The organism is Streptomyces sp. NPDC055632, assembly GCF_053618675.1.
Map to the genome: position 1 here is coordinate 112190 of NZ_JBSHHY010000023.1, position 13559 is coordinate 125748.

Below are 13559 nucleotides of genomic sequence, written 5' to 3' on the forward strand. Positions count from 1 at the left end.
TCCCCGGTCATACGGGCGGGGCTCAGGTCCCCGGTCGTACGGGCGGGTCCGAGGCCCCGGTCGTACGGGTGATGATCAGGCCTCCGGCCTGCCCTCGGCCGCGGCCGCCTCCTCGCGGGCCTTCTCCGCGCGCTCCTCGGCCTCCATCTCGGCGAAGACGTCGATCGGCGGCGGGGCCTTCGCGAGGAACACCCAGGTGAGGTAGACCGCGAGCAGGAACGGCGGGATCTTCAGGGCGACCGAGACCCAGCCGAACCGGGTCGGGTCGGCCCACCAGTACAGCGGGAAGAGGACCGCGCACTTGCCGAGCAGGATCAGGCCCCAGGCCCAGCTCGCCTTCGTGTACGCCTTCTTGCGGCCCGGGTTGCGGGTGCGCCAGGAGAGGTTCTCCTTGAAGACCGGGCCGAGGATCAGGCCGATCAGGGGCACTCCGGCGATGGCGGTGACGATGTACGCCAGGGCGAGGCCGAGCGTGTACAGCATGCCCGGCAGGTAGAAGTCCTTGGCGTTGCCCGTCATCATCGCGAAGACCACGCCGAAGGCGACGCCGAAGACGCCGCTGAAGGCGTGCTTGACGGTGTCGCGGCGGATCAGCCGGACGGCGACGAGGACGAGGGAGACGGCGAGCGCCGCGATCGCGGAGATCTGCAGGTTCTTGTTGATCGTGAAGATCGTGACGAACAACAGGCCCGGCACGACCGTCTCGACCATGCCCCGCAGACCGCCGAAGGCCTCGAACAGCGCGGCCTCGGTGACCTCCTTCGAGGCGCGTTCGTCCTGGTCCGTGCTGGTCGGCTTGTCGAGGGACGTCACCGGCTACTCCTGTCCGAGCGGTCGGAGCTCGTATTTGGGGTTGAAGAGGACCCGCCGGCCGTGGCTCATGGAGATCCGGCCGGAGGCGATCAGCTTGCGGCCCGGCTCGATGCCCACGATGGAGCGGCGGCCGAGCCAGACGACGTCGAGCGGCGCCGTGCCGTCGAAGAGCTCGGCCTCGAGGGCGGGCACACCGGCCCGGGGGCGCAGCGTGACCGTGCGCAAGGTACCAGTCACCTTGACTATCTGGCGGTCGGAGCAGTCGGAGATACGCGTGCACCCCGACGCCTCGGCGTCCTCCTGGAGCTCCTCGGACTCCAGGTCCTCGGGAGAGGAGGAGAGCCGGTCGAGCATCCGGCGGAACCTGCCGGCCGGCCTCTCTGTACGCGGTGCAGCACTCATACAGAAAGCGTACCGGCCGCCGCTGTCACGGGGGCCGGGCCCGGTGACAAGGGGAGCAGGGCCCGGATCCGGGGAGGCGACGGTCCCGGGTCCGGACGGGGAGACCGTCCCGGGACGCCTCTCCGTTCACCGTTCGAAGCGGTACCCCATGCCCGGTTCGGTGACGAAGTGGCGCGGGTGGGACGGGTCGCGCTCCAGCTTGCGGCGGAGCTGCGCCATGTACACCCGGAGGTAGTTGGTCTCCGTGCCGTACGAGGGTCCCCAGACCTCCTGGAGCAGCTGCTTCTGGCCGACCAGGCGGCCGACGTTGCGGACGAGGACTTCGAGGAGGTGCCATTCGGTGGGGGTGAGCCGCACGTCCCGGCCGTCGCGGTGGACCTTCTTCGCCGCCAGGTCGACGGTGAAGTCCTCGGTCTCGACCAGGGCGACCCCGCCCTCGGGGACGCCGACCGGCTCGTTGCGGCGCACGGCGGCGCGCAGCCGGGCGAGCAGCTCGTCCATGCCGAAGGGCTTGGTGACGTAGTCGTCGGCGCCCGCGTCGAGGGCCTCGACCTTCTCGTCGGAGGTCTGCCGGGCCGAGAGGACCAGGATCGGCACCCGCGTCCAGCCGCGCAGGCCCTTGATGACCTCGACGCCGTCCATGTCGGGCAGGCCGAGGTCGAGGACGACGACGTCGGGGTGCCGGTCGGCGGCGAGCCGGAGGGCGGTGGCGCCGTCGGGGGCGGAGTCGACCTCGTACTTCCGTGCCTTGAGGTTGATCACCAGGGCGCGGACGATCTGGGGCTCGTCGTCGACCACGAGGACCCGGGTCATGGGGAAAGGCCTTCCTTTTCGGCCGCCGGGCGGGCGGAGGGGAGTGCGGGGAGGGGTCGGGTTCGCGGCTCAGGTCGCCGCGTGGACCGGCAGGTCGGCGGAGGGTGCCGGGGGCACGCCCCGCGCGGCCCGCAGGGTGAGCACCATGGTGAGGCCGCCGCCCGGGGTGTCCTCGGCGCCGAGGGTCCCGCCCATCGCCTCGACGAAGCCGCGGGCCACCGCCAGGCCGAGGCCGACGCCGGAGCCGCGCGGGGCGTCGCCGAAGCGCTGGAAGGGTTCGAAGATGCCGTCCTTGGCCTCGTCGGGGACGCCGGGGCCGCGGTCCACGACCCTCAGTTCGACCCGGTCCCCCAGGGCGCTGGCGGCGACGGCGACGGGCACGCCCCCGGGGCTGTACTTCACGGCGTTCTCCACGATGTTGGCGACGGCCCGTTCCAGGAGGCCCTTGTCGACCTCGACCATGGGCAGCGTCTCGGGTATGTCGAGCTCGGCGCTGCCGTCCGGCACTCCCCCGAGGGCCATGGGGACGACCTCGTCGAGGTCGACGACCCGCATGAGGGGGGCGACGGTGCCGGTCCGGAGCCGGGACATGTCGAGGAGGTTGCCGACGAGGTGGTCGAGGCGGTCGGCCCCGGCCTCGATGCCCTCCAGGAACTCGGCCCGGTCCTGCTCGGACCACTCGACGTCGTCGGAGCGGAGGGAGGAGACGGAGGCCTTGATGCTCGCGAGCGGGGTCCGCAGGTCGTGGCTGACGGCGGCGAGCAGGGAGGTGCGGATCTTGTTGCCCTCGGCCAGCTTCCGCGCCTCCTCCGCCTCGCCGACGAGGCGCTGCCGGTCGAGGACGACGGCGGCCTGGGCGGCGAAGGCGCCGAGGACCCGCCGGTCCTCGGCGGGCAGCACCCGGCCGGACAGGGCCAGCGCCAGGCGGTCCCCGACCGGCATGTCGACGTCCGCCTCCTCCGGCCGGGCCGCCGGGTGGGGGCCGACGCTCGCGGCGGAGGTCCAGGGTTCGACCTCGTCCTCGCGCTCCAGGAGGGCGACCGACTCCATGGAGAAGGTCTCGCGGACCCGTTCGAGGAGGGCGTCGAGGCTGGTCTCGCCGCGCAGCACGCTGCCCGCGAGGTACGAGAGCACCTCGGACTCGGCGCGCAGCCGGGCGGCCTGGTGGGTGCGGCGGGCGGCCAGGTCGACCACCGAGGCGACCGACATGGCGACGCCGAGGAAGACGGTGAGGGCGACGATGTTCTTGGGGTCGGCGATGGTGAGCCGGTGGACGGGCGGGGTGAAGAACCAGTTGAGGAGGAGCGAGCCGGCGGCGGCCGAGGCGAGCGCCGGCAGGAAGCCGCCGAGCAGCGCGGCGGCCACCGTCAGGGCGAGGAAGAGCAGCATGTCGTTGGCGAGCCCGAGGTCGGCGTCGACATGGGTGAGGAGCAGGGCGAGGCAGGCGGGTCCGGCGACGCCGATCGTCCAGGCGGCGAGGATCCGGGAGCGGCCGAGGCGGGCGCCGCGCGCGACCGGCAGGCCGCGTCCCTTGGCGACCTCGCCGTGGGTGACGATGTGGACGTCCAGGTCGGGCCCGGAGTCGCGGGCGACGGTCTGGCCGACGCCGGGGCCGAAGACGTACTGCCAGGACCGGCGGCGGCTGGAGCCGAGGACGACCTGGGTGGCGTTGACCCCCCGGGCGAACTCCAGGAGCGCGGTGGGGACGTCGTCGCCGATGACGTGGTGGAAGGTGCCGCCGAGGTCCTCGACGAGGGTGCGCTGGACGGCCAGCTCCTTGGGGGAGGCCGCGGTGAGCCCGTCGCTGCGGGCGATGTAGACGGCGAGGACCTCGCCTCCGGCGCCCTTCTCGGCGAGGCGGGTGGCCCGGCGTATGAGGGTGCGGCCCTCGGGCCCGCCGGTCAGGCCGACGACGATGCGCTCCCGGGCCTGCCAGGTGGAGCGGATGTTGTGCTCGCCCCGGTACTTGCGGAGGTACTCGTCGACCCGGTCGGCGGTCCAGAGCAGCGCCAGTTCGCGCAGGGCGGTGAGGTTGCCGGGGCGGAAGTAGTTGGAGAGGGCCGCGTCGACCTTGTCGGAGGTGTAGACGTTGCCGTGGGCCATCCGGCGCCGCAGCGCCTCCGGGCTCATGTCGACCAGTTCGATCTGGTCCGCCCGGCGCACGACCTCGTCGGGGACGGTCTCCCGCTGGCGCACGCCCGTGATCGCCTCGACGACGTCGCCGAGCGACTCCAGGTGCTGGATGTTGACGGTGGAGACGACGTCGATGCCGGCCGCGAGCAGTTCGGCGACGTCCTGCCACCGCTTGGGGTTGCGGGAGCCGGGCGCGTTCGTGTGGGCGAGCTCGTCGACGAGGGCGACCGCGGGACGGCGGGCCAGGACCGCGTCGACGTCCATCTCGGTGAGGGCGGCCCCCCGGTGCTCCAGGGTGCGGCGCGGGACCTGCTCCAGGCCGCGCAGGACCGTCTCCGTGCGCGGCCGTCCGTGGTGCTCGACGAACGCCACCACGCAGTCCGTGCCGCGCTCCACCCGGCGGTGGCCCTCGGAGAGCATCGCGTAGGTCTTGCCGACGCCCGGCGCAGCGCCGAGGTAGATGCGTAGCTTGCCGCGTCCCATGGACCGACCATACGTCCAGCCGATCGGGTGTCCCGCACGCGGAGAACGGTCCGGGGCGGTATTGACGTGATCCTGATGCGGGCCCCGGCCCGTGCGCCCCCGGTGCCCGGCGCCCGGTCTCAGTGCTCGGTGATCTCGCCGTCGCGCAGTTCGAGGACCCGGTCCGCCAGGCCCAGGAGCTGGGGGTCGTGGGTGGCGACCAGGGCCGTGCAGCCCTCGCTGCGGACCACGGCGCGCAGCAGCTGCATGACGGCGAGCCCGGTCTCCGCGTCGAGCTGGCCGGTCGGCTCGTCGGCTATGAGCAGGGCCGGCCGGTTGGCGAGGGCGCGGGCGATGGCGACGCGCTGCTGCTGGCCGCCGGAGAGCTCGCCGGGCCGCTGGGCCGCGTGGTCGGCGAGGCCCACCAGGCCGAGCAGCAGGGCCACCCGCTCCTCGCGCTCCTTCGGGTCCGCCTTGCGCAGCCGCAGGGGAACGCCGACGTTCTCCGCGGCGGAGAGGATCGGGAGGAGGCCGAAGGACTGGAAGATGAAGCCGATCCGGTCGCGGCGCAGCTCCAGGAGCCCGCTCTCGCCGAGCGTGGAGAGGTCGGTGCCGTCGATGACGATCCGGCCGCCGTCGGCGCTGTCGAGGCCGCCCACGAGGTTGAGCAGCGTCGTCTTGCCGGAGCCGGAGCGGCCCTTGAGCGCGACGAGCTCGCCGCGCGGGATGTCGAAGGAGACGCCGCGCAGGGCGTGGACCGCGGCCTCGCCCGTGCCGTACGAGCGGCGCAGGTCCTCGACGCGGACCATGGGCAGGTCCGCCGGGTCCTCGACGACGGCCGTCGCGGACCCCGTGCTGCTCTCGCTCACCCTGTGCTCCCCCTCTTCGGACGTGTGCGCTCGCCAGTATGGTCCGCCGCGGGTCCCGAGGACCAGGGCCGGGGCTCCCACCTGTGGAGAACCCGGGGAGTCACCGGGAGGGCCGGTCGAAAAGGCCGGTGGGCCGCTTCCCGTGCGCGAGGTACGGGAAACGGCCCACCGGCCCTGTCCGCGAGCTTCCGGAGCCCGCCGTTCAGCGGATCTCGGAGATCTCCGGGCCGCGCTGGAGCTGGCCCATGCCGCCGGAGAAGCGGGAGTTCTCCTGCTCCTCCTGCTGCACGCCGTCCGGCACCATCTGCGCGTCGTTCGGCAGCTTGAGGACGATCGGGTCGCGCGGGGCCATCGGGCCGTCGCCGCGGACGACCACGGTGTCGCGGACGATCTGCTCCAGGAGCCCGGCCGCCTCGGGCTGGACCGCGCCCTGGCCGGAGATCACTCCGCGCAGGAACCAGCGGGGCCCGTCGACGCCCACGAAGCGCACGAGCTGCACGCCGCGGTTGCCGTCCGGCAGCTGCACGGGGACCTGCGCGCGCAGCTCCCAGCCCAGCGGCCCCTCGACCTCGTCGATGACACCGCCCTGCTCGACGATGCCCGTGGCGATCTCGTCACGGACCTCGCCCCAGATGCCCTCGTTCTTGGGGGCGGCGAAGGCCTGGAGCTGTACGGCGCTGTCGCGCAGCACGACGGTGGCCGCGACGATCGCGTCGCCCGCCACCTCGACCCGCAGCTCCATTCCCTCGACGCCGGGTACGAAGACCCCGCCGAGGTCCACGCGGCCCTCGTCGGGCTTGGTGACCTCGGAGATGTCCCAGGGCCCGTCGGGCCGGGGCGCGGGCGGAAGGTTCACCCGACGCGGCTCGGCCGCGTCCTCGCCCTCCACCGCGTCGACGACCTGCTCGGCCTCGCCCGCCGCGTCCTCGGCGGCACCGCTCTTCTTGCGACGTCCGAACACGTCACTGTCCTTCCCGGTCGGATACGGCCGAAGCGTATCGATTCCCACCCGTTGTGCCGTCCACGGCGGCGTGGCCGCCGGTGGACCCGAAGCCCCCCTCGGCCCGCGCCGAACCGGGAAGTTCCGCCACCTCGTGGAAGCGCACCTTCTCGACCTGCTGGACGACGAGTTGGGCAATCCGGTCGAATCGTTCGAACCGCACGCTCTCGCGCGGGTCGAGATTGACCACGATCACCTTGATCTCTCCACGGTACCCGGCATCCACCGTCCCCGGGGCATTCACGAGCGCCACTCCGCAGCGGGCCGCGAGGCCGGAGCGCGGGTGCACGAAGGCGGCGTACCCGTCGGGGAGGGCCAGGGAGACGCCGGTGGGCAGGACGGCGCGCTCTCCGGGGGCCAGTACGGCGGCCTCCGTGGTGACGAGGTCGGCGCCGGCGTCGCCGGGGTGTCCGTAGGCCGGGATGGGGACCTCGGGGTCCACGCGCCGGATCAGTACGTCGACGGGGTTGCGCATCAGGGGTTCACCTCGAAGGCGCGGGCGCGCCTGACCTGGTCGGGGTCGGACATGGCCGCCCGGATCTCCTCCGGGCGCCCGTTGTCGATGAAGTGGTCGACCTTGACCTCGATGAAGAGGGCGTCGGCGCGGACGGCGACGGGGCCCTCGGGCCCGCCGATCCGGCCGACGGCGGTCGAGTAGAGCTTGCGGCCGTGCACGGCGGTGACGGCGGCCTCCAGGTGGAGCACGGTGCCGACCGGCACGGGCCGGAGGAAGTCGGTCTCCAGGCGTCCGGTCACGGCGATGACCCGCAGCAGCCAGTTGAGGGAGCCGAGGGTCTCGTCGAGCGCGGTGGCGAGGACGCCGCCGTGCGCGAGGCCGGGGGCGCCCTGGTGGTCGGCGGTCACCGTGAACTCGGCGGTGACGGTCACGCCCTCGCCCGCCCGCGCCTCCAGGTGGAGGCCGTGGGGCTGCCCGCCGCCGCACCCGAAACAGTGCCCGTAGTGCGAGCCGAGCAGCTCGCCGGGGGCCGGCGCGTCGGGGTGGCGTACCGGCGGTATGGCGTCGGCCGGCGGGGTGAGGGCGGCAGATGTTGCAGTCACAGGCGCAGACCTTACCCGCGCGGACGGACGCGGGTCGCGCCGTGCCAAGCTTGGACGCATGCAGCCTTCCGTACCGTCCCCGGCCCCCTCCCCCGAGTCCTCCGCCGTCCCGGCCGCGCCGCGCTTCGACGAGCGGCTGACGGCGCCCGGCTCCTGGTGGGTGATCGCGGGTCTGCTCGGCCTGTCCGGCGGTCTGATCATGGTCCCGTTCGGCACGGTACCGATGCTGGGCGGTCTGATCGTGGCGGCGGTGCTCGCCGGTGCAGCGGTCTCCTCGTACGGCTCCGCCCGCATCCGGGTGGTGGCCGGGTCGCTGGTGGCGGGGGACGCGCGGATCCCGGTCTCCGCCCTGGGGGCGGTCGAGGTGCTCGACGCCGAGGAGGCGCGCGCCTGGCGCACGCACAAGGCGGATCCGCGCGCCTTCATGCTGATGCGCAGCTACGTGCCGCGGGCGGTGCGGATCGAGGTGACGGACCCGGCGGACCCGACGCCGTACGTGTACCTGTCCAGCCGTGAGCCGGAGGCCCTGGAGGCGGCCGTCGAGGCCGTGCGGGCCGACGCCGGGGCCTGAGGGACGACGGCGGCGGGGCCGGGGCGGCGGAGCCCCGGCCGCGGTCCGCGGGACGGGTCCTAGAAGCCCAGTTCCTCGGGGTTCTCGGGCTGCTCCAGCGGGGGCAGCTCCGGGAGGGCGCTCCAGGGGACCTGGCGCTCGCGCAGGTCCTTGCGGATGTGCGAGGCGAGCTTCTTGGTGTCGCGGCGGTTCATGACGGCGCCGACGGCGGCGCCCACCATGAACGGCATGAGGTTCGGCAGGTTGCGCACCATGCGCTTCATGATCTGCTGGCGCAGTTCGCGCTTGAGCTGTCCGCCGAGCGCCGCGTTGACGGTGGTGGGCTTGGTGGGGTCGATGCCCCGCTCCTCGGACCAGGACGTCAGATAGGCCGCCGAGCGCTGGGTGAGCCGGCCGGGGGGCCGCAGTCCGTACACCTCGTGCAGTTCGGCGATGAGCTTGAGCTCCACGGCGGCGACGCCGGTGATCTCGGCCGCCAGCTCGGCGGGCATGGCCGGGGGCACGGGCAGCATGGCGGCGGCGCCGATGCTCGCGCCCACGGTCGACGAGGCGTTCGCCGCGCCGGCGACGAGCTTGTCGGCGATCTCCTCGGGTCCGAGCCCGGGGAACTGTCTGCGAAGGGTCGCCAGGTCGCGGACGGGGATCCGCGGGGCGAGGTCGATCAGCCGGTCGGCCAGATGGCCGATGCCGGCCCTGGCGCTGTCTCCGCCGCGCTTCACGCCCTGCGCGACGCCGCGCCGGACGGCGTCGATCCGGTCGGAGTCGATCTTCAGCTTGTCGAGCCGGCCCCGCGCGGGGTCGGCGAGCCGTTTGACGGCGCCGAGGCGCCCGGCCCGTCGCGCTTCGACGGGCGACCCGTCGCCCTGCCCCGTCTCCCGCTCCGCGGGGAGGGGCGACTCCGGGGGAAGGGGTGACGTCTCCTGCTCGGCGGCCGCTTCGAGCGAGGCCGGTAGGCCCCGCTCGTCGTCACGTGCGCCGAGGGAGGGCAGGGAGGCGGTGGGCTCGGCGTCGGGGGCCTCCTGGGCGCCCTCTGCCGGGCCTGGTCCGCCCTTGTCCGTCCGCGGGCTCCCGGGGAGCCGCAGACGCCGCTTCCGGGACGGTGTGTCGCCTGCCACGGTCGAGCGTTCTCAGTCGCAGTCGCGGCAGATGGGCTGACCGTTCTTCTCCCGGGCCAGCTGGCTCCGGTGGTGCACGAGGAAGCAGCTCATGCAGGTGAACTCGTCGGCCTGCTTGGGCAGGACCCGGACGGCCAGCTCCTCGTTCGAGAGGTCGGCGCCGGGAAGCTCCAGGCCTTCGGCGGCCTCGAACTCGTCGACGTCGACGGTCGAGGTCGACTTGTCGTTCCGGCGGGCCTTCAGTTCCTCAAGGCTGTCCGAGTCGACGTCGTCGTCGGTCTTGCGTGGGGTGTCGTAATCCGTTGCCATGTCGCTCTCCCCCTCTGGGTGGTTGCGGTGTCTCCAGCGCACGTAACGCGTGAGAGGTCGGACTTGTGCCCGACCTGAGGCGGAGATTTTGCCTCACATCAAGGTCTGTTACTCAATCGACACCCGTCGCGCCCTCTCACGAGTGATCGGCTTCGGGTGGCGAACCGGACCGTACACGGTCCCGCGGGCGTCCCTCACGGGCGCCACCCCGTGTACTTCCCGTCATTCGGGGCCCTGAAAACCCGGACTTTTCCTGGTTTTCGGAGGGATTTCCCGGTCACGGAGAGTGGATGCCCGCGCACCCTCCCCTGTGATCGATCACACATGAGCGTCTCAGGGGTCGGGCCGTGGAATTCCGCGCAAAGCGAACGGAACCGGTCGGCTCGTGCAGTGTGTCAGATCGGCAGAGTGACGCGCATCACGAGGCCGCCGCCCTGGCGGGGCTCCGCGATGATACGGCCGCCGTGTGCGCGAGCCACGGACCGGGCGATCGACAGGCCGAGGCCGACCCCCTTGTCGCTGCCGGTCCGCTCCTGCCGGAGCCGCCGGAACGGCTCGAAGAGGTTGTCGATCTCGTACGCGGGGACCACGGGTCCCGTGTTCGAGACGAGCAGCACCGCCTGGCCGTTCCCGACCTCGGTGGTGACCTCCACCCAGCCGTCCTCCGGCACGTTGTACCGCACGGCGTTCTGGAGCAGGTTCAGCGCGATCCGTTCCAGCAGGACGCCGTTGCCCTGGACGACGGCCGGCGCGCGCTCGCCCCGGATCTCGACGCCCTTGGCCTCGGCCTCGGCGTTCACCTGGTCGACGGCCTGCTCGGCGACCTCGGCGAGGTCGACGGGCTTGCGCTCGATGATCTGGTTGTCGCTCCGGGCGAGCAGCAGCAGGCCCTCGACGAGCTGCTCGCTGCGCTCGTTGGTGGCGAGCAGGGTCTTGCCGAGCTGCTGGAGCTCCACGGGGGCGCCGGGGTCCGAGAGGTGCACCTCCAGGAGGGTGCGGTTGATCGCGAGCGGGGTCCGCAGCTCGTGCGAGGCGTTCGCGACGAACCGCTGCTGGGCGGTGAAGGCCCGCTCCAGGCGCTCCAGCATCTCGTCGAAGGTGTCGGCGAGCTCCTTGAGCTCGTCGTCCGGGCCGTCCAGCTCGATCCGCCGGGACAGGTCGGAACCGGCCACCTGGCGGGCGGTGCGGGTGATCCGGCCGAGCGGGGAGAGCACCCGTCCCGCCATGGCGTAGCCGAAGGCGAAGGCGATGATGCTCAGGCCCAGCAGGGCGAAGAGCGAGCGGCGCAGGAGGTCGTCCAGGGCCCGGTCGCTCTGGTGCCGGAGGCAGACGGACACCGCGTCGTTGAACTGCTCGACGGTGCCCGTGTTCGGCAGGTCGCACCACGAGGTGGTGGCCTGGACCTCGCCCTTGACGATCTTGAAGGGCAGCTGGGCCGCGCTGTCGCTGAGCGCCTGCGCGGTGAAGAGGTAGATGATCGAGAGCAGCAGGATGCCCGCGATGAGGAACATCCCGCCGTACAGCAGGGTGAGCCGTATCCGGATGGTCGGGCGGAGGAGCGGGCGGACCGGGTCCCTGGGGTCCCAGGTCGGCTTGGGGGGCGCCTGGGGGTGGGGCGCGGGGGTCGTGGCCATCGTGGTCAGATCCGGTACCCGGAGCCGGGCACGGTGACGATGACGGGGGGCTCGCCGAGCTTGCGGCGCAGGGTCATGACGGTGACGCGCACGACGTTGGTGAACGGGTCGGTGTTCTCGTCCCAGGCCTTCTCCAGGAGCTGCTCCGCCGAGACGACGGCGCCCTCGCTGCGCATGAGGACCTCCAGGACGGCGAACTCCTTCGGCGCGAGCTGGACCTCGCGGCCGTCGCGGAAGACCTCGCGGCGGTTGGGGTCGAGCTTGATGCCGGCGCGCTCCAGGACGGGCGGGAGGGGCACGGTCGTGCGGCGGCCGAGGGCCCGCACGCGCGCGGTGAGCTCGGTGAAGGCGAAGGGCTTGGGGAGGTAGTCGTCCGCGCCCAGTTCGAGGCCCTCCACGCGGTCGCTGACGTCGCCGGAGGCGGTGAGCATCAGGACGCGGGTGGGCATGCCCAGCTCGACGATCCTGCGGCAGACGTCGTCGCCGTGCACGAGGGGCAGGTCGCGGTCGAGGACGACGACGTCGTAGTCGTTGACCCCCACGCGCTCCAGGGCCGCCGCGCCGTCGTACACGACGTCGACGGCCATGGCCTCCCGGCGCAGTCCGGTGGCCACCGCATCGGCGAGCAGCTGCTCGTCCTCGACGACGAGTACGCGCACGTCGTACATCCTTCCGTTGAGCCGCGACCCGGGACGGGGACCGGCCGATACCTGTGCTGACTGTGGGTGTCCATCCTGCCCCGTACGCGCGTAAACCGGCTGTAAGGCGGCGGTGCGGGCCCCCGGCCGGATCGGGCCCCGGAAAGGGGCACCGAGAATTCACCTGATTCGCGGGCCAGTTGAGGTTTCTCCGCGGAAGGGGCTGGGGAGGACGACTGCACACCCCGCGATCACGCCCTGTATGTGGCACGCCACCCGGAGCTCTCTGTCCCCCAGAGACCACGGTGCGTGATCCGACCCACCCTCGGCACACCCCGGTGCCACTCGACCCATGACGAGGGGGCGCACGATGGACGCTTTCACGGCCGGCCTGCTGCACCGCATCAGGACCACGCAGACGGACCTCACGCGGGCGCGTGAGACGGGAGACGACTACCTGGTGGACGTGGAGCAGGCGGAGCTGGAGGACCTGCACCGCCTGGCCGCCGAGCACGGCGTGGAGGTGGCCGCGCTCGGCGCCTGACCCGCCGCTCCCCCTTGGAGTCGTGGACCCGCGAGGGCCCCGGTGCCCGTCCCGGCACCGGGGCCCTCGTCCGTCCGCTCCCGGCCCGCCGGGGCCGGGCCGGTCGTACGGGCGGCCGTGCGGGCGGGGTCAGTCGTGCCAGGCCCCCAGCTCCTCCAGGAGCTCCTGGAGGGGCGCGAAGAGGCCCGGGGAGGCCGCGACCACCAGGTCGCCGGAGGCCGGCTCCCCGGGGCGGCCGCCGGTCAGGGCGCCCGCCTCGCGGGCGACGAGTCCGCCCGCCGCGAGGTCCCAGGGGTTGAGGCCGCGCTCGTAGTACGCGTCGAGGCGGCCCGCGGCGACGTCGCAGAGGTCGAGGGCGGCCGAGCCGGCGCGCCGGATGTCGCGGACGCGCGGGATCACCTGCCGGGCCACCTCGGCCTGGTGGGCGCGCCGGGTCTGGACGTAGGCGAAGCCGGTGCCGACCAGGGCCTGGTCGAACGGGGGCGAGGGGCGGACGGCGAGCCGCCGGTCCCCCGCGTACGCGCCCCGGCCGAGGACCGCGTGGTACGTCTCGCCGCGCAGCGGCGCCTCGACCACGCCGACGACGGCCTCGCCGTTGCGTTCGGCGGCGATCGAGACGCCCCAGGTGGGCAGGCCGTAGAGGTAGTTCACGGTGCCGTCGAGCGGGTCGATGACCCAGCGGACGCCGCTGGTGCCGGGGCTGGCGGCGCCCTCCTCGCCGAGGAGGCCGTCCTGCGGGCGGTGCTCGGCGAGGAAGCCGGTGATCAGCTTTTCGGCGGCGATGTCCATCTCGGTGACCACGTCGATGGGGCTCGTCTTGGTCTTCGCCACGGCCAGGTCGTCGGGCCGGCCGTCGCGCAGCAGCGCTCCGGCCCGCCGCGCGGCCTCCAGGGCGATCTCGTGCAGTTCGGTGAGCAGGGGGTCGGGGACCTCGGTCATGGGATCTCCTTGCGCGTGCGGGCGGGTCACGGGGTTCTCCTGCGCGTACGGGGACGCGTGCGGATCCTCCTACGCGTACGGGCTGTCGGCGCCGGCCGCCGCGGGCCGTTCCGTCCTGGCCGGGCAGCAGCCGATCGGGCACAGGTCGTGGGAGGGCCCGAGCGCGCCCAGGGCGCACCGCTCCACCCGGGTTCCCCGCTCGGCGGCGGCCCGTTCCAGGACGAGGTCGCGGACGGCGGCGGCGAAGCGCGGGTCGGA

General features: G+C 73.2%; 15 protein-coding genes and 1 pseudogene. 2 read left to right on the forward strand and 14 right to left on the reverse strand.

Annotation, left to right across the window (positions count from 1 at the left end):
• Positions 1 to 75 precede the first annotated feature (75 nt).
• From ACWGSR_RS26160 to ACWGSR_RS26195, 8 genes are all read right to left on the reverse strand, one after another.
• A complete protein-coding gene (locus tag ACWGSR_RS26160) occupies positions 76 to 813 on the reverse strand; it encodes a DUF3159 domain-containing protein (RefSeq protein WP_376242068.1) in 738 nt (245 codons plus the stop codon).
• Positions 814 to 816: 3 nt separating this feature from the next.
• Positions 817 to 1215 (reverse strand): OB-fold nucleic acid binding domain-containing protein, encoded by a 399-nt coding sequence (locus tag ACWGSR_RS26165; protein WP_376242070.1) that lies wholly within the window; start codon positions 1213 to 1215, stop codon positions 817 to 819.
• Between the two features lie 126 nt (positions 1216 to 1341).
• Positions 1342 to 2028 (reverse strand): response regulator, encoded by a 687-nt coding sequence (locus ACWGSR_RS26170; protein WP_366378253.1) that lies wholly within the window; start codon positions 2026 to 2028, stop codon positions 1342 to 1344.
• A 69-nt stretch (positions 2029 to 2097) separates the two neighbouring features.
• A complete protein-coding gene (locus ACWGSR_RS26175; protein ID WP_453569498.1) occupies positions 2098 to 4644 on the reverse strand; it encodes a DUF4118 domain-containing protein in 2547 nt (848 codons plus the stop codon).
• 119 nt (positions 4645 to 4763) lie between these two features.
• Positions 4764 to 5492 (reverse strand): ABC transporter ATP-binding protein, encoded by a 729-nt coding sequence (locus tag ACWGSR_RS26180; RefSeq protein ID WP_376242075.1) that lies wholly within the window; start codon positions 5490 to 5492, stop codon positions 4764 to 4766.
• A 202-nt stretch (positions 5493 to 5694) separates the two neighbouring features.
• On the reverse strand, positions 5695 to 6453 hold the full coding sequence (locus ACWGSR_RS26185) for a DUF3710 domain-containing protein (RefSeq protein ID WP_376242077.1): 759 nt from the start codon (positions 6451 to 6453) through the stop codon (positions 5695 to 5697).
• A 1-nt stretch (position 6454) separates the two neighbouring features.
• Positions 6455 to 6967, reverse strand: a complete 513-nt coding sequence (gene dut, locus ACWGSR_RS26190; RefSeq protein WP_053650146.1) for a dUTP diphosphatase — start codon at positions 6965 to 6967, stop codon at positions 6455 to 6457.
• On the reverse strand, positions 6967 to 7551 hold the full coding sequence (locus tag ACWGSR_RS26195) for a PaaI family thioesterase (RefSeq protein ID WP_030211231.1): 585 nt from the start codon (positions 7549 to 7551) through the stop codon (positions 6967 to 6969). The genes dut and ACWGSR_RS26195 overlap by 1 nt, the downstream gene beginning before the upstream one ends.
• Positions 7552 to 7609: 58 nt before the next feature.
• Here ACWGSR_RS26195 and ACWGSR_RS26200 point away from each other — a divergent pair, with 58 nt between their 5' ends.
• Positions 7610 to 8122, forward strand: a complete 513-nt coding sequence (locus ACWGSR_RS26200) for a DUF3093 domain-containing protein (RefSeq protein ID WP_376242081.1) — start codon at positions 7610 to 7612, stop codon at positions 8120 to 8122.
• Between the two features lie 59 nt (positions 8123 to 8181).
• On the opposite strand, the gene ACWGSR_RS26205 is transcribed toward ACWGSR_RS26200, so the two are convergent.
• From ACWGSR_RS26205 to ACWGSR_RS26220, 4 genes are all read right to left on the reverse strand, one after another.
• The gene (locus tag ACWGSR_RS26205; RefSeq protein WP_453569503.1) at positions 8182 to 9237 is read right to left on the reverse strand and encodes a hypothetical protein; all 1056 of its coding nucleotides are present in this window, start codon (positions 9235 to 9237) and stop codon (positions 8182 to 8184) included.
• A 12-nt stretch (positions 9238 to 9249) separates the two neighbouring features.
• Entirely contained in the window at positions 9250 to 9546 is a 297-nt protein-coding gene (locus tag ACWGSR_RS26210) for a DUF4193 domain-containing protein (RefSeq protein ID WP_003955561.1), read from the reverse strand.
• A gap of 395 nt (positions 9547 to 9941) precedes the next feature.
• The gene (locus tag ACWGSR_RS26215; RefSeq protein ID WP_453569506.1) at positions 9942 to 11180 is read right to left on the reverse strand and encodes a sensor histidine kinase; all 1239 of its coding nucleotides are present in this window, start codon (positions 11178 to 11180) and stop codon (positions 9942 to 9944) included.
• Positions 11181 to 11185: 5 nt separating this feature from the next.
• Entirely contained in the window at positions 11186 to 11839 is a 654-nt protein-coding gene (locus ACWGSR_RS26220) for a response regulator transcription factor (protein ID WP_030211224.1), read from the reverse strand.
• A 349-nt stretch (positions 11840 to 12188) separates the two neighbouring features.
• Here ACWGSR_RS26220 and ACWGSR_RS26225 point away from each other — a divergent pair, with 349 nt between their 5' ends.
• A complete protein-coding gene (locus ACWGSR_RS26225; RefSeq protein ID WP_453569508.1) occupies positions 12189 to 12362 on the forward strand; it encodes a hypothetical protein in 174 nt (57 codons plus the stop codon).
• A 129-nt stretch (positions 12363 to 12491) separates the two neighbouring features.
• On the opposite strand, the gene ACWGSR_RS26230 is transcribed toward ACWGSR_RS26225, so the two are convergent.
• Together ACWGSR_RS26230 and ACWGSR_RS26235 are read right to left on the reverse strand one after the other, a co-directional pair.
• Positions 12492 to 13301: an inositol monophosphatase family protein gene (locus tag ACWGSR_RS26230; protein ID WP_376242088.1), complete on the reverse strand. Its 810-nt coding sequence runs from the start codon at positions 13299 to 13301 to the stop codon at positions 12492 to 12494.
• Positions 13302 to 13370: 69 nt separating this feature from the next.
• Positions 13371 to 13559 (reverse strand): annotated as a pseudogene (locus tag ACWGSR_RS26235) (ferrochelatase); the annotation flags it as partial.